Source organism: Cyanobium sp. Lug-B (genome assembly GCF_024345635.1).
Lineage (GTDB): Bacteria > Cyanobacteriota > Cyanobacteriia > PCC-6307 > Cyanobiaceae > Cyanobium > Cyanobium minutissimum.
Genome location: NZ_JAGQBM010000016.1, coordinates 20,119 through 44,858, shown reverse-complemented (window position 1 = coordinate 44,858; position 24,740 = coordinate 20,119). Strand labels below are relative to the sequence as shown.

Here is a 24,740-nt window from a genome sequence, read left to right as displayed (position 1 = left end):
CGCCGATGTGCGCAGCAAGGAGGCGTACGCTCCATTGCCTGGTTAGGCATCTGGCGCCTTTGCCACCAGATTAAAGAGAGAGGCAAGAGTCTCGGCCTTCTTAAACAATTCGTCGTAGGTAATGATTTCAACATCTTTTAGGGACGTACGAAACAGTTCGAATGATTTTCGCTTTTTCTCACTATCAAGTTCGTCAGTTGCGTTGCCTGTCACGATTATGCATCTAGGATTAAATATTTCGACCTGTGGTGAGGCTCCATTTAGAAGCGTTCGAATGCTGCTGGACAACTCTCGTCGGTAATCCAGGGCCTGTACAATTGCCCCGGAGAGCTCTGCGGATGGGCGGTACACGCCAGTGCGGTATTTGCTGCCAAGCAGTCTGGAGGTTGGCGTCTTTATCTCCACAAGTAGTGCGTCATTAGACGAGTCATTTGCGTACAGATAGTCGACGAATTTGGCATCTTGTCGATCGATTGACATGCCCCCGACGTATGCTTTTTCTCCAACGAATACAACAGGAACTGCAAATATTTATGTTAGAACATATGGGTTCTCTTTGAAGACCTGCTGCCAGAACTCTTCTTGTGGATTTGTCTTATTTCCGCGCCAAGTCTTAATGACGTCGACAAGTCGACTTGCAGAGTGGCCCATCCATACCACTTCTTCAAGATGGATCTTGAAGACGCACATTGCTCGAGCGCGTTCAGATGCGCGCATGGCCCAGGCTGCCTTTCTCGCGTTGTTTTCTTGGATGGCGTCGCGTACTACCGCGTTAAAGGTTCCAACCAGGAGAGCCCACCACTCTTTAGTTGACTGATCCTGTTGAATTCGTTCGTAGCCGGCAGGACCATCTGCTTCGCTATCCAAATCAAGGTCTTTGAGTATCTCCGAGTCTCGGAGGATCTCGTCCGCGTACTTTTCGGTTCCGGCTAACAGGTCATCAAGGTCTGATTCAGACTTGATGTCTTCGACGAATATGAGCTTCGCGAACCACCCGAGTCCGCTCTTGAAAAACCGTCCCGACCCCTTCAGTGGGTTAGCAGCGATCTGGAGCCACCCATTTGGGAATACAAGTTGGTCGCCTCGGACAATCTTGATGCCACGCCCGTTGTCGCCTGGTTCTCTCAGATTTATGCTTCTCCCGCACTCAGCGCAAGATCGAACTACATAAGGGGACGAGAGATTCTCGATGTCGACGAGGTGTTTGCACGCTTTGCAGGACATTTAAGACGGCCTCAAGAAACCTAACTCTTTATTGGACGGTTCCTTGAACCACGGAACATCCTTCGCCCCTTTCCGTAGACCAAAGCTTACGCCAGTGAAGCATCAGTCGAGAATCCTTTCCTGCGCAGAGATCTTAGTTGGAAGGGCCAAGTCATTGGCCGTGGTTCACGGGTCCGATAACCACATGTAGCTATGGCTACATCATGTCTGCTGGGCTGCAGACACCGAGCGGCCCCCGGTTCAACACATGGGTGTAGATCAGGGTGGTGCTCACGTCCTGGTGTCCCAGCAGCTCCTGGATCGTGCGGATGTCCTGCCCCCGTTCCAGCAGGTGGGTCGCAAAGGAGTGGCGGAAGGTGTGGCAACTGGCCGCCGCCAGATCAACCTGATGCAGCTGGCGCACCCTAATCTGTACAGACCTCATGTACAGACGCCCACCATGGCGCGCGTCTCCGTCACCCACCTGCGCCAGAACCTGCCGTCCTGGCTCAAACGGGTTCAGGCCGGGGAAGCCATTCAGGTCACCTCCCACGGCCGGGTGATTGCCCGCATCGAGCCGGAACAGGACCCGGCCGAGGAGGCCCGCCGCTGGCTGGAAGGGCTGGGCGGCAGCGTCACGCTGGGGGATGTCATCACCTCGATCGCCGATGGCGACGCCGATCTCGAAGGCGCGGGTGATGCTGACCATCTGTGACACCCATGTCCTGTTGTTCTGGGCCCATGAGCCCGCCCGGCTGTCCCGACGCGCCGCGAAGGCACTGGCGCAGGGACGCGCCCAGGGCCAGCTGGCCATCGCCGACATCAGCCTTTGGGAGCTGGCCCTGCTGCACGAACGCGGGCGGCTGACCCTCCCGGAAGCCGTACCCCCGGCCCTCTACCTGCGCCGGCTACTTGAAGCATTGCGGCTGGAGGTGCTGCCGATCACCGCCGAGATCGCCCTGCTCTCCCGGGGCCCCCATTTACGAGGTGTTGACCAGGCCGGTCGCCTCATCGCCGCCACGGCCCTGCAGGGCCGGCGGCCCCTGATCAGCGCCGACGAGAAGCTCCGCGCCATTCCGGAGCTGGAGACGATCTGGTGAGCACCCCCGACCGGAGCCGCCCCTCCCCCCTCACGATCCGCCCCCTGCAGAGCGCCGACATCGCCACCATCACCGGCTGGGCCCGCCAGGAGGGCTTCGCGCCGGGCGTGGGCGATGTGGCCATCTACCGCCAGACCGACCGCCAGGGGCTCTGGGTGGGCTGGCTCGGCGACGAGCCGGTGGGGTGCATCGCCGGGGTCCGCTACAACGCCTCCTACGGCTTCATCGGCCTGTTCCTGGTGGTGCCCGCCCAGCGGGGCCGGGGCTACGGGGTGCAGCTGTGGCGCCACGCACTCCAGCACCTGGCCGACGTGCCCTGCATCGGCCTCGAGGCCGCCCCGGACCGGATCGACGACTACGCCGGCTGGGGCTTCGCGCCCGCCTCCCCCACCACCCGCTGGCAGCGGCTCGTCGACGACAGCGGCGCAGCCCCGCCGGCCGCCGCCCCGGAGCCCCCCTGGTGCCTGCTGGAGGGCGGTGCCATCCCGGCGACGGCTGTCCAGCGCTTCGATGCCGAGCGGGAACCCTCGCCCCGCCCCCACTTCCTGCGCCAGTGGCTGCGGCATCCGGCCGGCACGGTGCTGGCCCTGGTGGATCGCGGCGGCGCCTGCCACGGCTTCGGGCGGGTGCGGCCCTGCCTGTTGGCCGATGGCGAGGGCTGGCGCGTTGGGCCCCTGGTGGCCGACAGCCCTGCCGCCGCCCGGGCCCTGCTGGAGGGCCTGCTGCAGCGCCATCCCGGCACGGTGCTGATCGATGCCCCCGGCGCCAATGCCGCCGCCGCCCCGCTGCTGGCGTCGCTCGGGTTCGCCCCCGTCTCCCGCACCCTGCGCATGTACAGGGGCGTGCCGCCGGCGGTGTCGCTGGCGGACGTGTACGGGCTGGCCTGCCTGGAGCTCGGCTGAGCACCCAGCACCGCGATGGCTCCCCTACCTTCGGTGCCATGGCGTCGCGCCCCACCACCCCACTCCCCGGCCTGGTGCTGCTGTCGCTGGCCCTGGCGGCCCCGCTGGCGGCCGGGCGCCTGCGGGCCGCGCCGATCCCCCTGATGGAGCCGGCGGGCATGGACCTGCTGGTGGCCAGCGGCGAGCGGGCCGACTACGGCCCCCTGGCCGAGCAGTTCCTCACCCAGGCCAACCTCGCCTACTGCGGTGTGGCCAGTGCCGCCATGGTGCTCAACAGCCTGGCCGTGCCCGCCCCCGCCGTGCCGGGTTACGGGCGTTACCGCTTCTGGACCCAGGAGAACGTCTTCGAGGTGCCCGCCGGCCGCACGGTGGTGAGCGCCGAGGTGGTGCGGCGCCAGGGCATGACCCTGGCCGAGCTGGCCGGCCTGCTGGCGGCCCACGGGGTGGCGGCCGAAGCGATCCACGGCGACCAGCTCAGCCTGGAGCAGTTCCGCACCCTGCTGCGCGCCAACCTCAGCCAGCCCGGCGACCGCCTGCTGGCCAACTACCTGCGCCCCTCCCTCGGCCAGGCCGGCGGCGGCCACATCGCCCCGCTGGCCGCCTTCCACGCCCCCTCCGACCGGGTGCTGATCCTCGATGTGGCCCGCTATCGCTACCCCTCGGTGTGGGTCCCCGTCGCCGACCTCTGGCGCGCCATCCGCACCCTTGATTCCACCTCGGGCCGCAGCCGCGGCCTGGTCACGATCCGACGAACATCCGGCGCGTGATCCCGATCAGGAGACGTCAGATCGGCGCCCACGACATCGAGAAAAGGCTCAGGAACTGGAAGAAAAAAGACTGTTCCAACGACGCGAAAGTCTTCTGGAGATCTGGCTCGTCCCTTTGGAAAGCGCCCGAAGCGGATAGCCATTCAAGGCGGCCAACAGGCAGCACCGGAGCCCATGGAAAAGATCATTGTTGTTGAAGTAAGATGCGGCGAATCTAAGCTGATTGGTTCCATGGACCCTACGGATCGGTGGAACAAGATCCCGCATCGCTGCGCCATAGCGTGAGTAAAAGCCTTCCACGCGGGACATCACACTTCGTTCCCTGAGCCGAAGATTCCTGGGACTGGTCAGCTGATCAGCCGATCCCTCATTCTTGATCACGAGGGGCAGCTCGGTGAAGACCGTGGTGAATCCGGCTCCCAGGCAACGCAGATACAGATCAATGTCACCGCCAACCCGGTGACGCTCCTCGAAGAGACCGACGTCGTCAAAGACACGACGGCAGAGCAGCAGGGCCGAGGGACCGGAGCGCAGAAAATGCCTGCCGATGAGCAACGTTTGATGCATCGGCGACATGTAGCGATCCAGATCAGGGGTCTGGGAATCAAACTCCGATTGACCGTTCCAGCGCACCTCCACGCCGCTGAGGGCCATCGAATGGCCTGGCTGCCTCTGCAGCGATGAGATCTGAACCTTCAAGTAGTCCGGTCTCCAGAGATCATCGGAATCAAGAAAAGCAATGTATTGCCCCCGGGCAACGCGAAGGCCATGATTTCGTGCGGCACCATGGCCAACGTTGGTGTTCAGGCTGATCAGTCGCACATCCGGATAGTTCTGCTGAACAAAGTTGACGGTATCGTCCTGCGAACAATCATCAACAACGATGATTTCCACGGTGCCGTCATACGTTTGAGCACAAACAGATTGCAGTGCCTCATTCAGCTTGTGGGCGCGATTGTATGTGGGCAGAATGACAGTGACATCGATATCAGCCATTCGTCTACGTGTTTCTGGTTTGCTGACCCTCTTGTCTGGAGTCCAATGGCTCCAGAGCTGAGGCTGTGATCGCCTTCTGGATGCACGGCATGCAGGCTCCCTCGGCCCCAGGCCAATGGACATTCAGCAGGCGCGCCAAGGTAGGTGCGAAATCGAGGGCTGAGATGGGTTGACTGATGGCTCCCGATGACACTCCCGGCCCCGTCACAAAGACAATGCCTTCCGGCTTGTGATCTCCGGTACGGACACCGGAATAGGCATTGTGGAGCCGACCGATCTTCGCGGACTCAATCGAACGCGGGGACTCCTTTCGATTCCACTCCACGATCAGATCCGGGAGATCGGCGAGGTGATGGCCCTGGTAATGGTGGGAGGTGCGCAGGACCTCCTTCACCACAGGCTCCCCTGTTTCAACATAAACAATCGCCTTCAGATCCTGCACCAGCTGCTGGCAGACCTGCTCATACTGCTCACCCATTGACACCTTTCCCCGCGGCTCTCTGCCAACCACATTGATGCGGATCGCTCCACAGGCGTCGTTGTTGCTCAGCATGAAGTACCGGCGGTCCTCCACATGAAGCGTCACTGCCGCGAAGTCGGGCACGGGAAACTCCAGGCCTGGGTCCAGGAACTTTCTGAATCGCCACCACAGCAGCTCGGGGCTTCTTGCATAGGTCCGAAGCTTCCTGGCAAGGCGATCAGCCAGGCTCGAAGATGCTGGTGTGGGCCGCTTGGCTGCATCGTGGTGATCCAGACGCAGGAGGATGCGCTCCAGGAAGGAATTCACCCCATCCTGCGGACCCATGCCATGACTGCTGTAGACAAAGACGTAGCTGTCCTTGTCCACTTCCGAAATCAGGCGTCCGATGGAAGCATCCAGCGCCCTGTAGCCCGCCAGCAGGGGATCTCCAAGCGACGCAGCCAGGAGCGGATCATGATCAGCATGCCTGGAATCATGGAGATGCCAGCATTGATGGCCCACACAATGGGGCTCGGTGAAGACGGTGAGAAACAGATCCCAAGGTCCCTGTCGTAAATACTTGGTCGAGAGTTTTTCCTTGGAATTGGTTCGCGCGATCATGGCCTCCACGAACTGCTGGAAGCCCTCGGGCGTTCGTTCGATGTCGTTGCACCGGGGAATCGGATTCTTTCCAAACTCAGCTTCCACCTCGGAGGCCAACCTGACAGGGTAGGCGTGGAAGACATCCTGCTTGTTGGCTTTGTGCACGCCCCAGTCCGTGATCTGCATGCCATTGAGCCGCTCCGACGGGGGCGTCAGGGGGACATCGATGATGGCCACCCGTTTGCCTGCTGAACTCAGAACATCCCAGAACCGCTCACCCTCAAGATCAAAGCTGTTGTGGCGGTAGGTTTCATAGGTTCCAGTTCGTAGCTGGCTGAAGTTGTAGCGGCCATGGCGGGCAGCTGAGACACCTGTGGCGAACGACGGCCACACGGCGCCCACATAGAAGCCGACAGGCGTGGTGGTGACACCCCAGGCCGATTGTTCCAGCAAGTGTGAAAAGGTCGGCAGCAGGCCCATGGACGACCACTGCAGGATCAGATCTTTATCTGCCGAATCGATGCCAATGAACAGAATCCGGGTGGGGCTGGCCACGGCAGATCAGAGGCGAACGTCCACGTGAAGCGTTGAGGCCAGCCTAGGGCTGGACAGGATGGCTTCAACGTGCTGGGCCCCGTTGCACTGGTTTCCTGCGATCAGGAAACCATGGGGCGAACATGCATTCCGGCAGCCGGATCAGCGTGGCTCCCGTGTGGGCACCAGCGCAGGGTCAACCGCCTCCAGGAACCGTTCCGCCACCCGGTCCCAGCGGAAGGGCGCCACGTGCCCGCGGCCGTAGGCGCGGCAGCGGGCCTGCAGTTCGGCATCGGTGAGCAGCTTGAGAAGAGCCTCGGCCAGGGCCGCCGGATCCCGCGGCGGCACCAGCAGCCCGGCCCGGCCGTGGGGCACCACCTCGGGGATCGCCGTGGCCGTGGTGCTCACCACCGGCAGCCCACTGGCCATCGCCTCGAGGAACACGATGCCGAAGCCCTCCTGGATCGACGGCAGGCAGAACACCGCGCTGCGGCGGTACCAGTCCCGCACCGCACCGTCGTCGGGCAGGGCCCCCAGCAGCTGCACCACCGCCCCCAGCTCCAGCCGCTCCACCAGCTCCCGCAGGGCCCCGTGCTCCGGCCCGTCGCCGATCACCACCAGCCGGGCCGTCGGCAGCCGCTGGTGCACGGCCGCGAACGCCGTGATCAGATCGGCCACCCGCTTGCGGGGGTACTGGCGCGCCACGCACAGCACCGTGTGGGGCTCGCGGGCCCCATCCAGGACGGCCAGGGCGGCAGGGTCTTCAGCCGCGGGATTCCAGAGCCCGGTGTCGATGCCCTCCGGCACGAGTCGCAGCCGCTCGGCCGGCACGCCGTAGTGGGCTTCGATGCGCTCGCAGCAGTAGCGGCTGGTGGAGAGCACCAGGGGTGCCCGGCGGGCGTTGAGGCGCTCCAGCCGCGACAGACCCCAGAGCATCAGCCGGGGCCAGCCGCTCTCGCAGCGCGACTCCTCCGCCAGCACCCCCTTGATGCAGCACACGTAGGGCACCGGGCAGCGGTGCGCCACCCGGAAGCCATCGATGTCGAAGCCCACCACCAGGTCGTAGCGGCCCTCGGCGGCCGCCAGGCGCCGGGGCAGGGTGAGGTTGAACCAGAGGCGGCGCAGCAGCAGATTCCGCGGCCAGGCCCCCTCGGGCACCAGCCGCTCCACCGTGTGGCCCCGGGCGACCAGGGCACCCGCCAGGCCGCCGATCGCCGCCGCCGTGCCGCTGCCCTCGGCCACGTCCTGCAGCCAGGAATCGAGAAAGGCGATGCGCATGCTGGGGCCGGCCGCCGGGCCTACACCCGCGCCGCCAGGCCGGTGGGCTCGAGCATCAGCTTGCTGTTGCGCACCTCGTCATCCATCTCGATCGGGTACTGGCCGTCGAAGCAGGCGGTGCAGAAATGGCTCGAGTGGGCCTGGGCCGCCTCCACCATGCCGCCCTTGGTGAGGTAGGCCAGCGAATCCACCCCCAGGTGCCGCTCGATCTCCTCCAGCGTCAGCCGGGCGGCGATCAGGTGGTCCTGGGTGTCGGTGTCGATGCCGTAGAAGCAGGGGTGGGTGACGGGCGGTGAGCTGATCCGCATGTGCACCTCGGTGGCACCGGCATCCCGCAGGGCCTGCACCAGCTTGCGGCTGGTGGTGCCGCGCACGATGGAGTCGTCGATCACCACCACCCGCTTGCCGAAGAGCACATCGGGCAGGGGGTTGAGCTTCACGCGGATGCCCGCCTCCCGCATCGCCTGGGTGGGCTGGATGAAGGTGCGGCCCACGTAGCGGTTCTTGATCAGGCCATCGGCGAAGGGGATGCCACTCACGTGCGAATAACCAATCGCCGCCGGGATGCCCGAATCGGGCACGCCAATCACGATGTCGGCCTCCACGGGCGTTTCCCGGGCCAGCACCTCACCGATCCGCACCCGGTAGCTGTAGAGCGACTCGCCGAAGAAGCGGCTGTCCGGCCGGGCGAAGTAGATCATCTCGAAGACGCACAGCTTGGGCGGCTCCTCGCACCAGCGCTGCCGCTCGGGGATCGGATCGGCCTGGCGGAAGTGGATCAGCTCGCCGGGCTGCACGTCATCGACGAAGCTGGCGCCGATGATGTCGAGGCCGCAGGTCTCGCTGCTGGCCACCCACTGGCCCTGCTCCGGTTCGCCCAGCAGGCCGAACACCAGCGGCCGGATGCCGTGGCCGTCGCGCAGGGCGAACAGGCCGTCGGGGGTGCCGATCACCAGGCTGAAGGCGCCGCGGCAGCGGCCGGCGGCCTTGCGGATCGCCGCGTTCCAGCCCAGGCCGGAATCCACCGCCTCCTGCAGCGCGAAGGCGATCAGCTCTGAGTCGGTGGTGGAGGTGAACTCTCCAGCCATGTGCGCGAGCGAGTCCCGCAGCTCCGCCGCATTCACCAGGTTGCCGTTGTGGGCCAGGGCCAGGGGCCCCAGGCGCGTCATCAGCACCACGGGCTGGGCATTGCAGACCTTGCTGCTGCCGGTGGTGGAATAGCGGTTGTGGCCGATCGCCAGCTGGCCCGGCATCCGCTCCAGCACCTCCTGGTCGAACACCTGGCTCACCAGGCCCATGTCCTTGTGCAGCCGCACCTTCACATCGTCGAAGACGGCGATGCCCGCCGACTCCTGGCCGCGGTGCTGCAGGGCGTAGAGCCCGAAGTAGGTGAGGTTGGCCACTGCCTGACCCGACGCCAGCACGGCGAACACGCCGCAGGCCTCCTCCGGCTTGTCGGGGCGCTCACTGGCGAGGTCGTCCTGGCCTTCGGCGGTGCTGGTCAGGGAAGCGTGCGCATCGCGGTGATCGGCGAAGGGCACGGGAGGTTCAGACCAAGGACCGGCTTCATCTTGGCCCATTACCTGTCGGGTGGGGGGCCGGCCTTGCCCAGGCGGGCGGGGATCGCCTGCTCGTAGGTGTGGCGCAGCGGCTCCACCGCCAGCGCCAGCAGGGGCTCGCCGCCCCGGGCCAGCACCAGGCGGGAATCCGCCGAAACCGTGCCCAGGCGCTCGGCCGGCACGGGCTCACCCGCCTCGGACGCCGCCGCCAGGGCCTCCCGCCAGGCGGCCTCCTGCTCCGGCGCCACGCTCACCAGCACCCGGGCCCCGCCTTCGGCGAACAGCAGCCGGTCGGTGCGTCCCGCGCCGGCGGGCAGATCCACTGCGGCCCCCAGGCCGGAGGCGATGCAGCTCTCCGCCAGCGCCACCGCCAGGCCGCCGTCGGAGAGGTCGTGGGCGGAGCGCACCAGACCCGCGGCGATGGCCTGGCGCAGGAAGCCCTGCACGCGCCCCTCCAGGGCCAGATCCGTCAGCGGCGGGCGGCCCGTGAGCCGGCCGTGCACCACCTCCAGGTAGCTGCTGCCCCCCAGCCCCAGGCGCTCGTCACCGTTCTCATCCAGCGGTACCCCCAGCAGCCAGATGGCATCGCCGGCCTGGCGCCAGGCCAGCCCCGTCACGTGGGCCAGGTCGTGCACCAGCCCCACCATGCCCACCACCGGGGTGGGGTGGATGGGCTGCATGCGGCCGTCCGGCAGGCGGGTCTCGTTGTACAGCGAGACGTTGCCGCCGGTGACCGGGGTGGCCAGGGCGCTGCAGGCCGCCGAGAGGCCCCGGCAGGCCATCGCCAGCTGCCAGTAGCCGGTGGCGGTGTCGGGGGAGGGGAAGTTGAGGTTGTCGGTGACCGCCAGGGGTTCGGCGCCCGTGCAGGAGAGGTTCCGGGCCGCCTCCGCCACCGCCGCCATCGCGCCCCGCTCCGGATCGAGGGCCACCCAGCGGTTGGGGCAGTCCACCGTGGCTGCCACGCCGCGGGTCGCCGCCTCCATGGCCCCGGGCCCCTGCTGGGGCCGCAGCCGCACCACTGCCGCATCGGCGCCGCCGGGCAGCACCACGGTGTTGGCCTGCACCTGGTGGTCGTACTGGCGGTACACCCAGCGCTTGCTGGCGATGGTGGGGTCATCCAGCAGGCGCAGCAGCGCGTCGCCCCAGCCCAGCGCTCCGTCGGCCAGCTCCAGGCCGCCGGCATTCGAGGCCGCCGGCAGCTGGGCTTCGCTCCACGTCCAGTGGGCCTGGATCTCGGCCGGGGGTTCGGCCAGCAGTTCGTGGTGGTTGATCGGCGTGTCGTCCGCCAAGGCGCTGGCGGGCACCTCGGCCGCCACCTCGCCATGCTGCAGCACCCGCACCACGTTCTCCTCCAGCACCCGGCCCACCACCGCCGCCTGCAGGCCCCAGCGGCGGAAGCGCTCCATCAGCGGCTCCTCCCGCCCGGCCGCCACCACGAACAGCATCCGCTCCTGGGATTCGCTCAGCAGGAACTCGTAGGCGCTCATGCCGCTCTCCCGCGCCGGCACCCGGTCCAGATCCAGTTCGATGCCCAGGCCCCCCTTGGCGGCCATCTCCGAGCAGCTGCAGGTGAGGCCGGCGGCGCCCATGTCCTGGGCCGCCACCACATCGCCGCTCTGGAAGGCCTCCAGGCAGGCCTCGATCAGCCCCTTCTCCAGGAACGGGTCGCCCACCTGCACGGCGGGCCGGTCGTCGAGGGAGGCCTCGGTGAGCTCGGCGCTGGCGAAGCTGGCGCCGCCCATGCCGTCGCGGCCGGTGGTGCTGCCCACGTAGACCACCGGATTGCCCACGCCCACCGCCCCGGAGCAGACGATGTCGTCGGTCTCCATCAGGCCCAGGGCCATGGCGTTCACCAGCGGGTTGCCGCCGTAGCTGGGGTCGAACGCCACCTCCCCGCCCACCGTCGGCACGCCGACGCAGTTGCCGTAGTGGGCGATGCCGGCCACCACCCCCTCCATCAGGCCCACGTTGCGCTCGTCCTCCAGGGGCCCGAAGCGCAGGGCGTTGAGCAGGGCGATCGGGCGGGCCCCCATGGTGAAGATGTCCCGCAGGATGCCCCCCACCCCGGTGGCCGCCCCCTGGAAGGGCTCCACCGCCGAGGGGTGGTTGTGGCTCTCGATCTTGAAGGCCAGCCGCTGGCCCTCGCCCAGGTCGACCACACCCGCGTTCTCGCCCGGCCCCACCAGGATGCGGGGGCCGCTGGTGGGGAACTGGCCCAGCAGGGGGCGGGAGTTGCGGTAGCAGCAGTGCTCCGACCACATCACCCCGAACATGCCCAGCTCGGCCCGGTTGGGGGGTCGGCCGAGGCGACGCACGATCTCGTCGTAGTCGCCCTGGCTCAGGCCCTCCTTGCGCAGGGCCTCGGGCACCGAGAAGGACGGGGTCGACACAGGAACCACCGGGGGGCGCGGCAACGGCCCTCCAGTATCAGATCCAGGGGTCGTCGTCCCCGTGGGGCTCCCGGCCCCGGTAACGGTCGCGGCGCGGCGCCGGCTCCACCGGGGGCGCTTCCCGGGTCTCCCGGAACTCCCGGGGCGGTGCCTGGGGCTCCTCCTCCTCGGGCCAGTCCTCGAGGGGGTCGGGTTCGTCCGGCTCGCCGGCGTAGGGCTCCTGGGGATAGGGGTCGGCCCCGGCGGGGTCATCGTCGTAGGGGTCGCGGCGCTCCCGCGCAGGGTCCGGGTCCAGGTCGGGCCAGGGCCGCTCCTCGCGGAAGGCATCCGGCCAGGGGGGCTCCTCCAGCCAGCCCTCCAGCCGCTCCTCAACGCGGCCGCCCACCTCCTGCACCTGCTCCTTCCAGCGCCGCGAGCGGCGCAGCAGCTGCTGGCGCACGCTGGCGCGGGCCACCGGCAGGTCGTCGAGACCCCGCAGGGCGGTGAACACCCGGCCGGGCTGCTGGTCGACGATCCGGTCGGGGCTCAGGCGCCAGCGGCTGGTGCCCGGCAGCCGCGGGTCGCTGCGGGCCACCAGGTAATGCAGGATGCGGCCGCTGCGCAGCTCCACGGCGGCGTCGGCCACCAGCCCCAGGGGCACGTCATCGGCGCCGGTGAGGGCCGCATCGATCAGGGTGGGCAGCCGCTCCAGGGTGGCGGCGTCGGTCTCCGCCGGCTCCCCCTTCACGAACACCTCCTGCTCCCCCAGCCCCCGCAGCTGATCCAGCCGCCAGACGAGCCGCTTCTGGGCGAAGGCCGAGGGCCGGCTGGCCCAGCCCAGCAGCCGGTGCACCGGCGGGTGCATCCAGGCCAGCACCCCGGCGCCCCGCTCGAGGCCCTGATCGCACCGCACCTGCCGCCGCAGCAGATCGCTCAGCAGCAGCTGGTCGGGAAGACCCACGGGCTCAGCTGGTGCGGATCTGGACGGGCATCACCAGGTAGGTGAACGCCTCATCGGCCCCCACCGGCGCCAGCACGGCCGGGGTGGTGGCGGCGTTGCACTGCAGCACCACCTGGTCGGAGCCCATGGCCTTGAGGCCATCGAGCAGGTAGCGGACGTTGAAGGCGATCTCGATCGCCTCCCCCTCGATCGTGGCCGCCAGCGATTCCGAGCCGCTGCCCACGTCCTGGGCGTCGGCCCGGATCGTGGCCGTGCCGGCGCCCGGGTCGGCGCTGATCTTGACCACGTTGTTGTGCTGGTCGGCCAGCACCGCCACCCGCTCGAGGGCGGCGATGAAGGCGCGGCGGTCGAGCACCATGCGGCGCTGGAAGGAGGCCGGGATCAGCTGGCGGTAGTTGGGGTAGGTGCCGTCGAGGCTGCGGCTGGTGAGCACCTGGTCGGCGGAGAGCACCACCACCTGGCCGCGCTCGCAGAACAGGCTCAGGGGCTCCTGGGAGCCGCGGCCCGAGAGGATCCGCTCCAGCTCCCGCAGGGATCGGGCCGGCACGGTGACGGCGAAATCCTCGCCATCGGCGGCCGGCTGGTCGGTGGCCTCCACCGCGTGAGAGAGGCGCTGCACCGCCAGGCGGTGGCCGTCGGTGGCGGCGCACTCCAGGCCTTCGCCGTCCAGGCGCAGGTGGACCCCCGTCAGCAGCTGCTTGTTCTCATCGGGGCTGCTGGCGAACAGGGTGGCCCGCAGGCCCTTCACCAGGGCCTCGGCGTGGAAGCGGATCGGCGTGCCGCTCTGGGCCAGGGGCAGGTCCGGGTAGTCGTCGGCGGGCATGCCCCGCATCCGGTAGCTGCCGGAGAGGTTGGTCAGCTCCAGCTGCTCCTCGCCCTCGGGGCAGCTGAGGCTGATGGGGCTGTCGGTGGCCAGGCGGGCCACGATCTCGCCGAACATCTTCGCCGGCAGGGTGATGGCGCCGCTGGTCTCGACGGCGGCGGGCAGGCTCGTCTGGATGCCGAGGCTGAGGTCGAAGCCGGTGAGGCTGAGGCGGCCGGTGCCCGCGTCGGCGGTGAGCAGCACGTTGGCCAGCACCGGATGGGTGGGGCGGGTCGCCACCGCCCGGCTGACCAGCTGGAGGCTGGCGCTGAGTTCAGCCTGGGAGCAGACCAGCTTCATGGCGGGGGCCGGCGAGGGCGGCACGGCGTTCGTGAGGCCCCACGGTTTCACAGGGCGCGCCAAAGCGCAACGGGTGGTCTCCCGACTGTTCAGAGGATCAATCAAGGATTGAGAAGAAGAAAAACAGCCCGTCGCAGTAGGAGCGGGGGAAAACGGGTAAACAGGCTGTCTTCCCTTGGCACCACTGGTGTCTGCTGGGCGGATGGCTGGGGAATGGGGCGCAGAAATGGGCCATTTCGAGGGGTTTTCCACCGATTCCCGGGCCTGGGGAAACCGTGGACCGGCCACGGGGGATGTCCCTCCCCACCCTCTCCCGGCCGGTGGTGGGGAATGTCCCAGGATTTCCCCAGACGGTTGGCCCGGCGTCAGCGCCCGTGAGCGCGGCGTCAGGCGATCAGAAGCCCATCACCTTGGCGACGGTCTCGGTTTCGGGGGCGATGCCGGTGTGGAAGGTGGCGTCGTTGTTCTCGATCGCCGTCGTCGGGTCCTTGAGGCCGTTGCCGGTGAGCACGCACACCACCGTGGCGCCGGCCGGCACCTCCTCCCGCCGCTTGATCAGGCCGGCCACCGAGGCGGCGCTGGCGGGCTCGCAGAACACCCCTTCCCCCTGGCCCAGCAGCTTGTAGGCCTCGATGATCTCGGCGTCCGTCACCGCCATGAAGTCGCCGTTGCTTTCGCGGCGGGCGTTGAGGGCGTTCTCCTTGTTCACCGGATTGCCGATCCGGATCGCCGTGGCGATCGTGTCGGGCTGCTCCACCGTGTGCCCCAGCACCATCGGTGCGGCGCCGGCGGCCTGGAAGCCCATCATCCGCGGCAGCACCGTGCTGTGGCCCGCCTGGCGGTACTCCTTGAAGCCCATCCAGTAGGCGCTGATGTTGCCGGCGTTGCCCACCGGGATGCAGAGCCAGTCGGGGGCCTCGCCGAGGGCGTCGACCACCTCGAAGGCGGCCGTCTTCTGGCCCTGCAGCCGGTAGGGGTTGAGGGAATTGACCAGGGTGACCGGGTAGCGGTCGGCCACGTCGCGCACGATCGCCAGGGCCCGGTCGAAGTTGCCCTGCACCGCCAGCACCTCGGCCCCGTAGAGCAGGGCCTGGGCCAACTTTCCCTGGGCCACGTAGCCGTCGGGGATCAGCACGAAGGCCCGCATCCCGCCCCGGCGCGCGTAGGCCGCCGCCGCCGCCGAGGTGTTGCCGGTGCTGGCGCAGATCACCGCCTCCGAGCCTGCCTCCTTGGCCTTGCTGATGGCCATCGTCATGCCCCGGTCCTTGAAGGAGCCGGTGGGGTTGAGGCCGTCGTACTTGAGGAACACCTTGACGCCGCGGCCCACCCGTTCGGCGATCACCGGCGCCGGAATCAGGGGGGTGGCCCCCTCCCGCAGGGTCACCACCGGCGTGGCGTCACTCACGGGCAGCCAGCTGCGGTACGCCTCGATCAGTCCCGGCCAGTCCTGCATGGTGGGCTGCCGGCCCAGGCGTCGCAGGGCTCGTAGCAGGGGCACGGGGGACAGCGGCGTGGCTGACGTCAATGTAGGGCTCCGGTCTGGGGCGTCAGGGGGCGGGGGCGGCCGGCGTGGCGGGTGCCGGCGCCGGGGTCGCCTGGGGTTCGCTGCCCCGCAGCCCGTCCAGCGGCGACTCGGAGAAGAAGCGCACCAGTTCGCTGATCGAGGAGGCCTTGGACGCCAGCGCCATCAGGGCCGGGATGCTCACCTCCAGCTCCCGGGTCGGGTAGGCCCGCAGAAAGGTGATGGCCGACAGCGACCCCTTGCCCTCGTAGGTGCCCAGCACCATGGCGGAGCGCAGGGCGGGCACGCCGGCTTCCGGGGCCCGCAGGGGGAACAGGATCCGGGCCAGGCGGGCCAGGATCGCCTCACCGATGCGGGTGTTGAGCAGGCGGCTCATCAGCACGATCGGCAGCTTCACCGATTCGTTCAGAAGCTTGCTGACCTGCTTGGGGTCCTGGCGGCCGAGCCGCAGCACGTCGGCCAGCAGGCCGCGGGCCTCACCGGTGGTGGCCAGGTGCTCCAGGTCGGCCACCGGGATCGAGCGCCGGAAGGCCCCGCTGGTGAACACCAGGTTCTCGGTGGCCATGGCCGCGGGAGTCGCGCAGCACAGTCCCAGACCCAGGACAGCGGCCAGGAGCCTTCGCCGCTTGTTCACGCTTGTCTCCCTGTGGGTGCCGTTGACTCTACGGATCTCAGGCGCCGGAGACACCGGCGGCCTGACGCACCGCCGGCGTCACCAGCACATCGCGCAGCAGGTGCACCACGCCCCGCTCCGCCAGACCCTTCGCCACCTGCAGCCCCATGCGGCGCAGATCCGGTTCCCCCAGCACCCGGGGCAGGCGCTTCAGCAGCAGCGATGGCTCGAAGCCGGGCAGGTCGCGCAGGATCGCCAGCAGCTCCTGGATCGGCTCCAGATCCAGCAGCGGTGGGCCCGCCGGGGTGGGCGGCAGGGTCCGCAGCCCCGGCGGCAGCAGGCGGGTGGGCAGCCGCCGGCCGAGCCGCAGGGTGGTGTTCCAGGCCAGGGCATCCATCTGCTGCACCAGCGCATCGACGAGCTGCTGGCGCAGCAGCCCGCCGTTGGGGGAGAAGAGGAAATCCAGCACCTGGTCGAGCAGGCCGTCGAGGTCGAGCTGGTTCTGCAGCGAGGCACTGGCCACCAGGCTCTCCAGCCGCTGCCAGCGGAACTCGTCGCCGTCGTAGAGCATCTCCCGCAGGCTGCGCCGCAGGTCGGGATCGGGATCCTCCATCAGCCGGCGGGCGAAGTAGGGGTAGGCGGCGCCGAGGATCTTGAAGTCCGGGTCGACGCTCAGGGCGATGCCCTCGAGGGTGACCAGGGAGCGGATGATCAGGGCGTAGTACGGCGGCACCTGGAAGGGGAAGCGGTACATCACCCCGGAGAGGTCGTCGGTGACCGCCTTGAAGTCCATGCGGCTCACCCCCATCTCCAGGGCCTGGCCGAAGACCGTCTCGAAGGCCGGCACGATCGGCTCGAGATCCACCGCTTCCCCCAGGAAGCCCAGATGCACGAAATCCTTCGAGAGGGCGCCGAAGTTGCGGTTCACCAGGTGCACCACCGCCTGGATCAGCCCGGTGCGCGCCTCCCGGGACACCTCGCTCATCATGCCGAAATCCAGGTAGGCCAGGCGGCCGTCGGGCAGGGCCAGCAGGTTGCCGGGGTGGGGATCGGCGTGGAAGAAACCATCCTCCAGCAGCTGCTTCAGGCTGCAGTTGACGCCCACCTCCACCATGTCGTCGGGGTCGACCCCCAGGGCCCGGACCGCGTCGAGGTTGGTGAGCTTGACGCCGTCGATCCACTCCATCGTCAGCACCCGGCGGCTGGTGGCCTGGCGGTAGATGGCGGGGACGGCGATGCGGGGGTTGTGGCTGTGCAGGCGGGCGAAGGTCTCGGCGTTGGTGGCCTCGTTGATGTAATCCATCTCCTCGAAGACCCGCTTGCCGAGTTCATCGATCAGACCCACCAGGTCGCTCTTGATCACCCCCACATTCCGGTTCAGCCAGGCGGCGATGTTGCGGACGATGTAGAGGTCGAGGGTGATCTGCTCCCGCAGGCCGGGGCGCTGCACCTTCACCGCCACCCGTTCGCCGCTCATCAGCACGCCCCGGTGCACCTGGCCGAGGGAGGCGGCGGAGATCGGCTCCTTCTCCAGGGAGGCGAAGATCGTCTCCACCGGAGCGCCGAGGTCCTCCTCGATGCAGGCCATGGCCAGGGCGCTGTCGAAGCCCGGCAGCTGGTCCTGCAGCTGGGCCAGCTCCTCGAGCAGCACCGGAGGAATGATGTCGGGCCGGGTGGAGAGGGCCTGGCCCGCCTTGATGAAGGCGGGGCCGAGGGCCACCAGCAGCTCGGCGCACTCCCGGGCCCGTTCGCGCGCCCGGGCGGGGTTGGCCAGCTGGCCGGTGAACCAGTCGACGCCCACCCCCAGCAGGTAGAGGCCGATCGGCACCAGCGTCTGCCAGACCCGCCGGGCCAGGCGCATCGGGTGGCCGGCGTAGATGCGGGTGATGGCGGCCGGGTCGTAGCTGAGCAGGCCGGCCGCCTCCAGGAAGTCCCCCATCTCAACGCCCATCTCGACGGTGGCGCCCGGGCGCTCGGGGGTCGCGGCGGGGGCGGGGGGTGAGGAGACCATGGCTGGGGGGCACCGCCGCGGCGCCGGCAGGCGGAACCCCCTTCTAAACGAAAGTCACAGCCGCTACGGTCGGGCCACGTACCGATCGCTCGCCGGAGGCCTGGGTGCTCACGGGTCTGCGCCTCGAGAACATCGCCCTGATCGAGCGCCTGGAGCTGGTGTTCTCGGCCGGCTTCACCGTGCTCACCGGCGAGACCGGCGCCGGCAAGTCGATCCTCCTCGATGCCCTCGACGCCCTGCTCGGCGGTGCCCAGGGCAGCCAGGGGGCCCGCCTGCTGCGCCGCGGCGCCGAGCGGGGCCGTATCGAGGCCAGTTTCAGCCTGGCGGCCCCGGTGCGCGACTGGCTGGAGCGCCAGGAGCTCGAGGCCGAGGACGATGAGCTCCTGCTCAGCCGCGACTGGCGCCTGCAGGACGACCGTCTCACCAGCCGCCACCGGCTCAACGGGGTGGTGGTGAGCCGCAGCCAGGTGCTGGAGCTGCGCCCCCTGCTGCTCGACCTCACCGTGCAGGGCCAGACCCAGCAGCTGGGTCGCCCCGGCCAGCAGCGCCGCTGGCTGGATCGCTTCGCCGGCGAGGAGCTGGCCGCGCTTCTGGAGGCCACCCGCTCCGCCTGGCAGCTCTGGAAGGGGGAGGCCGACGCCCTGGCGCGGGCCCGTGCCGACCGGGAGCGCTTCGCCCGGGATCGGGAACGGCAGGAGGAGCTGCTGGCGGAACTGGAGGCGGCGGAACTGGACGACCCCGCCGAGCGCCAGCGGCTCCAGGGCGAGCAGGACCGGCTCGCCCACGGGGTGCGCCTGCAGGAGGGGGTGATGACCCTGATCGGCCGGCTGGTGGAGGGGGCCGAGGGGGCCCCCTCGGTGCTGGATCACCTGGCGGCCTGCGACCAGGAGCTGCAGACCATGGCCGGCCTCGACGCCGGTGTGGCACCGCTGCACGGGGCCTGCGCCGAAGCTCTGGCCAGCCTGCAGGATCTGGCCCGGGATCTGGATCGCTACGGCTCCCTGCTGGAGAGCGATCCCGACAGCCTGGCCCTGCTGCAGGAGCGCATGGCCCAGCTCAAGGCCCTGGAGCGCCGCCATGGCCAGACCCTGGCCGAACTGATGGCCCGGCGCGACGAACTGCGCGACCAGCTGGCCGGGGCGGATGCCGAGGCGGCCCTGGCGGGCCTGGAGGCCGCCGAAGCCGCCGCCCGCCAGCGGCGCGACCGGGCCAATGCCGTCCTCACCCAGGCCCGCAGCGCCGCCGCCCGCCTGCTGGAGGACCAGCTGATGGCGGCCCTGCGCCCCATGGGACTGGCCAATGTGCGCTTCAGCGTGGCCCTCGGCGCCGCCGAGCCCGGCGAGGAGGGGGCCGATGCGGTGCAGTTCCTCTTCTCCGCCAACCCGGGCCAGCCGCCGGCACCCCTGGCGGAAGTGGCCTCGGGTGGGGAGATGAGCCGCTTCCTGCTGGCGCTGAAAACCTGCCTGGCCGCGGCCGACCCCCACGTCACCCTGCTGTTCGATGAGATCGATGCGGGGGTGAGCGGCCGCGTCAGTGGTGCCATGGCCCAGCTGCTGCGGCGCCTCGCCGAGCAGCGCCAGGTGTTCTGCATCACCCACCAGCCCCTGGTGGCCGCCGCGGCCCAGCACCACTTCCGGGTCAGCAAGAGCGTCGAGGCCGGCCTCACCCACACGCGGGTGTCCCACCTGCGGGACACTCAGGAGCGCCAGGCGGAGCTGGCGGAACTGGCCGGCGGCGACTCCGGCGAGGCCCACAGCTATGCGGCCAGCCTGCTGGGGTCAGGGGCGGCGGCGATCAGTGGTGGAACCCCGAGGCCGTCGCTTCGCTGAGGGCGTTGTGGCCGGGGTGGCTGGCGAAGAAGTCGAGCGACTGGCGGATGTTCTCCAGCAGCAGATCGGCCAGATCGCGGCTGACGCCATGGCGTACCAGGATCCGTTGCACCGTGATGTCCTGGCAGTGGGCCGGCAGGCTGTAGGCCGGCACCTGCCAGCCGCGCACCCGCAGGCGATCGGCGAGGGCGTAGAGGTTGAAGGTCACCTCGCTTCCCTCCCGGATCCTCCAGGTGAGAGCGGGAATGCCCGTCTGGTCGTCGCCGCCGAACAGGATCTCGAACGGCCCCAGCCTGCCGATCTCCGCCGCCAGGTACTGGGCCGTGGCATAGCAGGCGGCATGCACCTTGCGGTAGCCCTCCCGGCCCAGGCGCAGGAAGTTGTAGTACTGACACACCACCTGCCCCCCCGGCCTGGAGAAGTTGAGGGTGAGATCGCGCATGTTGCCGCCCAGGTAGTTCACCCAGAACACCATCTCCTCCGGAAGATCGGCGGCCTGCCGCCACAGCACCCAGCCCACGCCCAGGGGCGCCAGGCCGAACTTGTGGCCGGAGGCATTGATCGAGCGCACCCGCGGCAGGCGGAAGTCCCAGACCAGATCGGGGGCGCAGAAGGGGGCCAGGAAGCCGCCGCTGGCGGCATCCACGTGGATGGGGATGTCGAGGCCGGTGCGGGCCTCCAGGTCATCGAGGGCGGCCGCCAGGGCCTCCACCGGTTCGTACTGGCCGGTGAAGGTGACCCCCAGGGTGGGCACCACACCGATGGTGTTCTCGTCGCAGTAGCCCAGTGCCGCCTCGGGGCTGAGGATCAGCTGGTCGGGCTGCATCGGGATCTCGCGGTGCTCGATGTCCCAGTAGCGGCAGAACTTGTGCCAGCAGATCTGCACCGGCCCGGTCACCAGATTGGGCCTGTGGCTGGGTTTCCCCTCCCCCTGGCGCCGGGCCTCCCAGCGGCGCTTCATCGCCAGGCCCCCGAGCATGGCGGCCTCGCTGGAGCCGGTGGTGGAGCAGCCGATGGCGCCGTCGACCGAGGGGGCATGCCAGAGATCGGCCACCATGCGGGCGCAGCGGGCTTCGATCTCAGCGGTCTGGGGATATTCGTCCTTGTCCTCGATGTTCTTGTCGATGCACAGATCCATCAGGGCATGGACTTCGTCCTCCACCCAGGTCTGGCAGAAGGTGGCCAGGTTCTGGCGGGAATTGCCATCCAGCATCAGCTCGTCGCGGATTGCGGCGAACACGGCGCGGGGATTGTGTTCCTGCCTCGGAAAATGGCTCTTGGGCAGGGTGACCGAGAGATCGGAGGAGGAGTAGATGTCGTCCTCCAGCGAGTACCGGGCTGCCGCTCTGTCGTGGAGGGTCATCGATCGCACCGGCGCTCACCTGGCCCGTCCAGGCTAGGAGCGCGCTGGGCCCGTGCCGCCCGCGTCGCCCCTCAGGGGGAAACGGCGCCGCCCCCGCCGGCAGGCGCTCCCCCGAACCGCCACCGCACACCACCGCCATAGGAGATCTCGTTGCCGTTGCTCCAGAAGGAGCCGCCCACATCGGCATACAGCGACAGGCTTTCTGACGCTTCGTACTCGACATTCAGGCCCACATCCAGGGCACTGGCGCCGCGGTTCTGACCCAGGAGGGTGAGCGATCCGGGTTCCGGAACCTGGGCGAAGGAGGCCGTAAGCTGGTGCTCCTCGTCGGCGTTTCCCATCACGTCGTACGCGTAACCGATGCTGAGTCGTGGAATCAGCCGCGACTGCTTCGACAGCCTAATCGGCACTTCCAGGGTTCCCCCGAGGCCCAGCACGAGCGAATCGGCCGTGTGACTGTTGACCGCCAGATTCAGGGAATCGGCGCCGGTTTCGTTGATGGCACCCTGGCTGTATCTGGCGTAGGACACGAGAGCCCGCGGCTTGAGCCGGATGGCGTCGCGCTGGGGGGCCGGTGGGCTGTCACGGTCACCGGCGGCGGGCTTGGCGGGGTTCAGAACCCAGTCGTATTCCGACGTCAGGGCCAGGGTGAGGCCGTTGCCGGCCCAGCGCGCCTGGGCGGTGCGATCAATCGTTCCGAACTGAATCGGACGATTGGATCGGTTCTGGAAACTGCTGTACCCGGCCAGGGCGGCAATCTTCCAGGCCGGTCCAGGGGAGTAGAGGCCATAGACGGCCCCTGAGTAGGTGTCCGCATCGATGCGGACGTTGCTGAACTGGTAGTTGGAAAGCCCGCTGGTTCCGTAGCCGAAGACGCCACCCACCCGCCAGTCGCTGGAGAGCCGGTACTCCAGACCGTAGGTGGACTGGAAGATCCTGTAATCCAGCGAGGCCAGGCCGCCGGTGCCCCTCAGTGACGCCTGGGTGTTGGAGGCCTCCAGCATCAGGGCCCAGCGGCGGCTGTCACCCTCGGAGCCGAAGGACAGCTTCCGGGTGGACAGGGCCAGGTCCAGGGCGTCCCGGCGGAAGCGCTCCAGGGTCTCCAGCCCGATCGACACCTGGCTGGCGTAGGGCTCGGCGATCACCTGCTGGAAGGACTGGTTGACCGCCGCCTGGGTGGGAAGCGCGTTCACCGCCGCCAGCACCCCATTGAAGTCGGCATTGCTGGTGGCTCCGATCACCGTCGGCACACCCGCCGAGCCCGTGACGACATAGGCGGTCACGCCCTGGCCGAGCCCCGCGGCGGCGGGCTGCTGGGGGCCAGGGGAATTGGCCAGGATGCTGGAGGCGGCGCTGCTGACGTTCGGATTCTGGGATGTGGGGACAGCCTGATAGTTGAGGATCAGAAGATCGGTCGTTCGGCCGATGCAGCGTGTGCCTGCATTGGCCCCATCCCAGTAGCAGAGATCCCAGGTGCCGCGCACCTGAAGGGGCCTGTAGCCATAGGCAGCCCCAAGCGGGGACTGCAGCAGGGCCGCCGCGGCATCGGCGTTCGGCTGACTTCCCCACCAGGCCGTGCTCTTCACCCTGGGATCGATGCCCGACGGCAGATCCGGTGCCTGGAAGAAATCGAAGTCGATCTGATACTGAACGCCATTGGCGCCGATGGTTGTGGTGGTGTCAGCCCTGGCAGGCAAGCCCATGCCGGCCAGCGGAAGGATGCTCAGCAGGCCATGAACAATCCATGGGGAAATCCCCAGCATCTTGCCGAGCATGACATCCGTAACCACCGCGAGAAACTCTATCGAGAGGACACTGGATGGACAGGAATGTAACGGAGTTCTGTTTCCTTCTCATGGCTAAATGTGGATGCCGATGTGAGAAAAACGCAAGTTTCATCATGGGCTAGCGGGACGCCCTGGGCTGGTCGCTGTAGAACGGAGTCATCTGCACCAGCGCCTTGGCCGGTCTGCAACCGCGGCAGCTGCTGGAGGCACCGGGTCTGCACACGGTTCTGCACACCGGGGCGTTCGGCCGGTGGGACAGCCTGGTGGCCCGCACCCTTGGCCATCACCGCAGCCGGCTGTTGCCCGGCTCGCCGCCGTTTGAGGCCCAGATCCGCTGCGGCGCCGTGGAGGAGTTCCAGGTGCTGCTGCTGCGCGGTTGCGGCCGGCTGGAACTGGAGCGGGAGCAGTGCGGCCACGGGGTGCTCTGGATCCCGCTCCAGGGGCTGACCCAGGAGTGGGTCAACGGTGTCGAGCGGGTGGCGGAACCGGGCATGGCCCTGCTGTTCCGCCCCGGGGATGCCATGCGGGGGTGCACCAGCGATGCCATCACCGGCCTCTCGATCCTGATTCCCGAGTCCTGTCTCCGGGGTGCAACGGCGCCTTCTCCCCTGCTCGACCAGGGCCACGCCAGCCGGCAGCTGATCGCGGCCGGGCTTCAGCTGGCCCGGGCCGCCGCCTGGGAGCTGGGGGGCTCGGAGCATGCCGCCGCGGCCGTGGCGGAGGCCCTGCAGCAGTGGGGCTACCCCCTCGACAGTGAACGGGGTCCTGAACGCATCACGGCCCGGCGCCGGCGCCAGGCCGTGGCTGAGGCCCGCGACTGGATGCGGGAGCACCTGGCCCACCGCTTCCGCATCGAGGAGCTGGGCCGGGCCATGGGCCTCTCGGTCCGGACCCTGCAGTACGGCTTCCAGGAGGAACTGGGGCGCTCGCCGATGGCGGAGGCCAGGCGCCTGCGCCTCTCCCGTCTGCGCCAGCTTCTGCTGGAGTCCGGCCAGGACCACCGCAGCATCGCCGAGCTGATGCAGGCCGCCGGACTCCTGGCCTGCGGCGCCACCGCCGCCGACTACCGCATCCGCTGGGGCGAATCGCCGCGCTGCACCCGTCGGCGACGGAGCCTGGAGCCGTGATGCCGGAACCCGCCATCAGTCCGCCCTCCGCAGCCCCGATGACCACGGAGGGGGCCTTTGCCCGCTTCGATGCCCTGCCGGCGGTGGAGATCGACGACCTGCTGGGGGCCTGGAGGGGGGAGAGCGTCCCCACCGGTCATCCGCTCGACGGTGCCCTGGAGGCCTTCCACTGGCATGGGAAGCGTTTCGACAGCGCCGAGGAGGTCCATCCGCTGGTGTTCCGCAGCCTCGGCGGCGGCCGCACCTGCCTGGAGCCGAGGGCCATGGGGCCCGGGCTGCGCCTCAGCGGGCGCGTGCCGATCCCGACCTCGCCGCTGGCCGGCCGCCTGTTCCAGCTGCTGCTGCCCCTGCTCAGCACCCGCCGCTCCCGGGCCCGGCTGCGGATGACCCGCTACCGCGGTGTGGTGAGCGCGACCATGCAGTACGACCACCTCCCCATCAACGATGTCTTCCGCAAGGTGGACGACGACACCGTGCTGGGGGTGATGGACCTCAAGGGCATGGAGACGCCCTTTTTCTTCCTGCTGCGCCGGGAAGGACCGCAGCCGTCACATTCCGTTACGATTTCAGTGGCGAAGGCCGTCTCCGGCTGAT

The 24,740-nt window shown here is 68.6% G+C and carries 22 protein-coding genes; 7 read left to right on the top strand and 15 right to left on the bottom strand.

Annotation, left to right across the window (positions count from 1 at the left end; translation table 11 throughout):
• Positions 1-42 precede the first annotated feature (42 nt).
• The 3 genes from KBY81_RS06045 to KBY81_RS06035 form a co-directional block, all read right to left on the bottom strand.
• Positions 43-480, bottom strand: coding sequence for a Shedu immune nuclease family protein (locus KBY81_RS06045; RefSeq protein WP_254975949.1), 438 nt, complete (start codon positions 478-480; stop codon positions 43-45).
• Positions 481-531: 51 nt separating this feature from the next.
• Positions 532-1,224 (bottom strand): hypothetical protein, encoded by a 693-nt coding sequence (locus KBY81_RS06040; protein ID WP_254975948.1) that lies wholly within the window; start codon positions 1,222-1,224, stop codon positions 532-534.
• Positions 1,225-1,420: 196 nt separating this feature from the next.
• The gene (locus tag KBY81_RS06035) at positions 1,421-1,627 is read right to left on the bottom strand and encodes a tyrosine-type recombinase/integrase (protein ID WP_254975947.1); all 207 of its coding nucleotides are present in this window, start codon (positions 1,625-1,627) and stop codon (positions 1,421-1,423) included.
• 36 nt (positions 1,628-1,663) lie between these two features.
• Between KBY81_RS06035 and KBY81_RS06030 the strand changes: the two genes are divergently transcribed.
• From KBY81_RS06030 to KBY81_RS06015, 4 genes are read left to right on the top strand one after another with little or no spacing between them, the layout of a single operon-like run.
• Entirely contained in the window at positions 1,664-1,918 is a 255-nt protein-coding gene (locus tag KBY81_RS06030) for a type II toxin-antitoxin system Phd/YefM family antitoxin (protein ID WP_254975946.1), read from the top strand.
• Positions 1,902-2,303 carry a type II toxin-antitoxin system VapC family toxin gene (locus KBY81_RS06025; protein WP_254975945.1) on the top strand — a complete coding sequence of 134 codons (402 nt, stop codon included), beginning with the start codon at positions 1,902-1,904 and terminating at the stop codon, positions 2,301-2,303. The genes KBY81_RS06030 and KBY81_RS06025 overlap by 17 nt, the downstream gene beginning before the upstream one ends.
• On the top strand, positions 2,300-3,205 hold the full coding sequence (locus KBY81_RS06020) for a GNAT family N-acetyltransferase (RefSeq protein ID WP_254975944.1): 906 nt from the start codon (positions 2,300-2,302) through the stop codon (positions 3,203-3,205). The genes KBY81_RS06025 and KBY81_RS06020 overlap by 4 nt, the downstream gene beginning before the upstream one ends.
• A 38-nt stretch (positions 3,206-3,243) precedes the next feature.
• Positions 3,244-3,972 carry a phytochelatin synthase family protein gene (locus KBY81_RS06015; RefSeq protein ID WP_254971984.1) on the top strand — a complete coding sequence of 243 codons (729 nt, stop codon included), beginning with the start codon at positions 3,244-3,246 and terminating at the stop codon, positions 3,970-3,972.
• Between the two features lie 48 nt (positions 3,973-4,020).
• Here the strand turns inward: KBY81_RS06015 and KBY81_RS06010 are convergent, their stop codons facing one another.
• The 10 genes from KBY81_RS06010 to KBY81_RS05965 all read right to left on the bottom strand — a co-directional run bounded on the left by KBY81_RS06010 (position 4,021) and on the right by KBY81_RS05965 (position 17,980).
• Positions 4,021-4,968 (bottom strand): glycosyltransferase, encoded by a 948-nt coding sequence (locus tag KBY81_RS06010; RefSeq protein ID WP_254975943.1) that lies wholly within the window; start codon positions 4,966-4,968, stop codon positions 4,021-4,023.
• Between the two features lie 4 nt (positions 4,969-4,972).
• Positions 4,973-6,586 (bottom strand): alkaline phosphatase family protein, encoded by a 1,614-nt coding sequence (locus KBY81_RS06005; protein WP_254975942.1) that lies wholly within the window; start codon positions 6,584-6,586, stop codon positions 4,973-4,975.
• 141 nt (positions 6,587-6,727) lie between these two features.
• Entirely contained in the window at positions 6,728-7,843 is a 1,116-nt protein-coding gene (locus KBY81_RS06000; protein ID WP_254975941.1) for a glycosyltransferase family 4 protein, read from the bottom strand.
• 20 nt (positions 7,844-7,863) lie between these two features.
• A complete protein-coding gene (purF, locus tag KBY81_RS05995; RefSeq protein ID WP_254971991.1) occupies positions 7,864-9,423 on the bottom strand; it encodes an amidophosphoribosyltransferase in 1,560 nt (519 codons plus the stop codon).
• Positions 9,423-11,792 (bottom strand): phosphoribosylformylglycinamidine synthase subunit PurL, encoded by a 2,370-nt coding sequence (gene purL / locus KBY81_RS05990; RefSeq protein ID WP_254975940.1) that lies wholly within the window; start codon positions 11,790-11,792, stop codon positions 9,423-9,425. The genes purF and purL overlap by 1 nt, the downstream gene beginning before the upstream one ends.
• Positions 11,793-11,829: 37 nt before the next feature.
• Positions 11,830-12,732 carry an RNA methyltransferase gene (locus tag KBY81_RS05985; protein WP_254975939.1) on the bottom strand — a complete coding sequence of 301 codons (903 nt, stop codon included), beginning with the start codon at positions 12,730-12,732 and terminating at the stop codon, positions 11,830-11,832.
• Between the two features lie 4 nt (positions 12,733-12,736).
• Positions 12,737-13,894, bottom strand: coding sequence for a DNA polymerase III subunit beta (gene dnaN, locus KBY81_RS05980; protein WP_106222261.1), 1,158 nt, complete (start codon positions 13,892-13,894; stop codon positions 12,737-12,739).
• A gap of 394 nt (positions 13,895-14,288) precedes the next feature.
• Complete coding sequence (gene thrC, locus KBY81_RS05975) at positions 14,289-15,347, bottom strand: threonine synthase (RefSeq protein WP_106222262.1); 1,059 nt, start codon at positions 15,345-15,347, stop codon at positions 14,289-14,291.
• A gap of 94 nt (positions 15,348-15,441) precedes the next feature.
• The gene (locus KBY81_RS05970) at positions 15,442-16,050 is read right to left on the bottom strand and encodes an alpha/beta hydrolase (RefSeq protein WP_254975938.1); all 609 of its coding nucleotides are present in this window, start codon (positions 16,048-16,050) and stop codon (positions 15,442-15,444) included.
• A 37-nt stretch (positions 16,051-16,087) separates the two neighbouring features.
• Positions 16,088-17,980, bottom strand: a complete 1,893-nt coding sequence (locus KBY81_RS05965; protein WP_254972353.1) for an AarF/ABC1/UbiB kinase family protein — start codon at positions 17,978-17,980, stop codon at positions 16,088-16,090.
• A gap of 164 nt (positions 17,981-18,144) precedes the next feature.
• On the opposite strand from KBY81_RS05965, the gene recN reads away from it, so the two are divergent.
• On the top strand, positions 18,145-19,869 hold the full coding sequence (recN, locus tag KBY81_RS05960) for a DNA repair protein RecN (protein WP_254975937.1): 1,725 nt from the start codon (positions 18,145-18,147) through the stop codon (positions 19,867-19,869).
• Here recN and KBY81_RS05955 read toward each other — a convergent pair.
• Positions 19,835-21,232 carry a glutamate decarboxylase gene (locus tag KBY81_RS05955; RefSeq protein ID WP_106222265.1) on the bottom strand — a complete coding sequence of 466 codons (1,398 nt, stop codon included), beginning with the start codon at positions 21,230-21,232 and terminating at the stop codon, positions 19,835-19,837. The two genes, recN and KBY81_RS05955, sit on opposite strands and share 35 nt — an antisense overlap.
• 71 nt (positions 21,233-21,303) lie before the next feature.
• Complete coding sequence (locus tag KBY81_RS05950; RefSeq protein WP_254975936.1) at positions 21,304-22,935, bottom strand: autotransporter outer membrane beta-barrel domain-containing protein; 1,632 nt, start codon at positions 22,933-22,935, stop codon at positions 21,304-21,306.
• Between the two features lie 257 nt (positions 22,936-23,192).
• Between KBY81_RS05950 and KBY81_RS05945 the strand changes: the two genes are divergently transcribed.
• Positions 23,193-24,146 (top strand): helix-turn-helix domain-containing protein, encoded by a 954-nt coding sequence (locus KBY81_RS05945; protein ID WP_254975935.1) that lies wholly within the window; start codon positions 23,193-23,195, stop codon positions 24,144-24,146.
• Between the two features lie 38 nt (positions 24,147-24,184).
• Positions 24,185-24,739, top strand: a complete 555-nt coding sequence (locus KBY81_RS05940; protein ID WP_254975934.1) for a DUF4334 domain-containing protein — start codon at positions 24,185-24,187, stop codon at positions 24,737-24,739.
• Position 24,740: the final 1 nt, after the last annotated feature.

Coding starts and splice junctions, on each gene's coding strand:
- KBY81_RS06045 (WP_254975949.1), bottom strand. CDS start 480: ATGTCAATCGATCGACAAGATGCCAAATTCGTCGACTATCTGTACGCA.
- KBY81_RS06040 (WP_254975948.1), bottom strand. CDS start 1,224: ATGTCCTGCAAAGCGTGCAAACACCTCGTCGACATCGAGAATCTCTCG.
- KBY81_RS06030 (WP_254975946.1), top strand. CDS start 1,664: ATGGCGCGCGTCTCCGTCACCCACCTGCGCCAGAACCTGCCGTCCTGG.
- KBY81_RS06025 (WP_254975945.1), top strand. CDS start 1,902: ATGCTGACCATCTGTGACACCCATGTCCTGTTGTTCTGGGCCCATGAG.
- KBY81_RS06015 (WP_254971984.1), top strand. CDS start 3,244: ATGGCGTCGCGCCCCACCACCCCACTCCCCGGCCTGGTGCTGCTGTCG.
- KBY81_RS06010 (WP_254975943.1), bottom strand. CDS start 4,968: ATGGCTGATATCGATGTCACTGTCATTCTGCCCACATACAATCGCGCC.
- KBY81_RS06000 (WP_254975941.1), bottom strand. CDS start 7,843: ATGCGCATCGCCTTTCTCGATTCCTGGCTGCAGGACGTGGCCGAGGGC.
- purF (WP_254971991.1), bottom strand. CDS start 9,423: ATGGGCCAAGATGAAGCCGGTCCTTGGTCTGAACCTCCCGTGCCCTTC.
- dnaN (WP_106222261.1), bottom strand. CDS start 13,894: ATGAAGCTGGTCTGCTCCCAGGCTGAACTCAGCGCCAGCCTCCAGCTG.
- thrC (WP_106222262.1), bottom strand. CDS start 15,347: ATGCAGGACTGGCCGGGACTGATCGAGGCGTACCGCAGCTGGCTGCCC.
- KBY81_RS05965 (WP_254972353.1), bottom strand. CDS start 17,980: ATGGGCGTTGAGATGGGGGACTTCCTGGAGGCGGCCGGCCTGCTCAGC.
- KBY81_RS05955 (WP_106222265.1), bottom strand. CDS start 21,232: ATGACCCTCCACGACAGAGCGGCAGCCCGGTACTCGCTGGAGGACGAC.
- KBY81_RS05950 (WP_254975936.1), bottom strand. CDS start 22,935: ATGGGCTTGCCTGCCAGGGCTGACACCACCACAACCATCGGCGCCAAT.
- KBY81_RS05940 (WP_254975934.1), top strand. CDS start 24,185: ATGACCACGGAGGGGGCCTTTGCCCGCTTCGATGCCCTGCCGGCGGTG.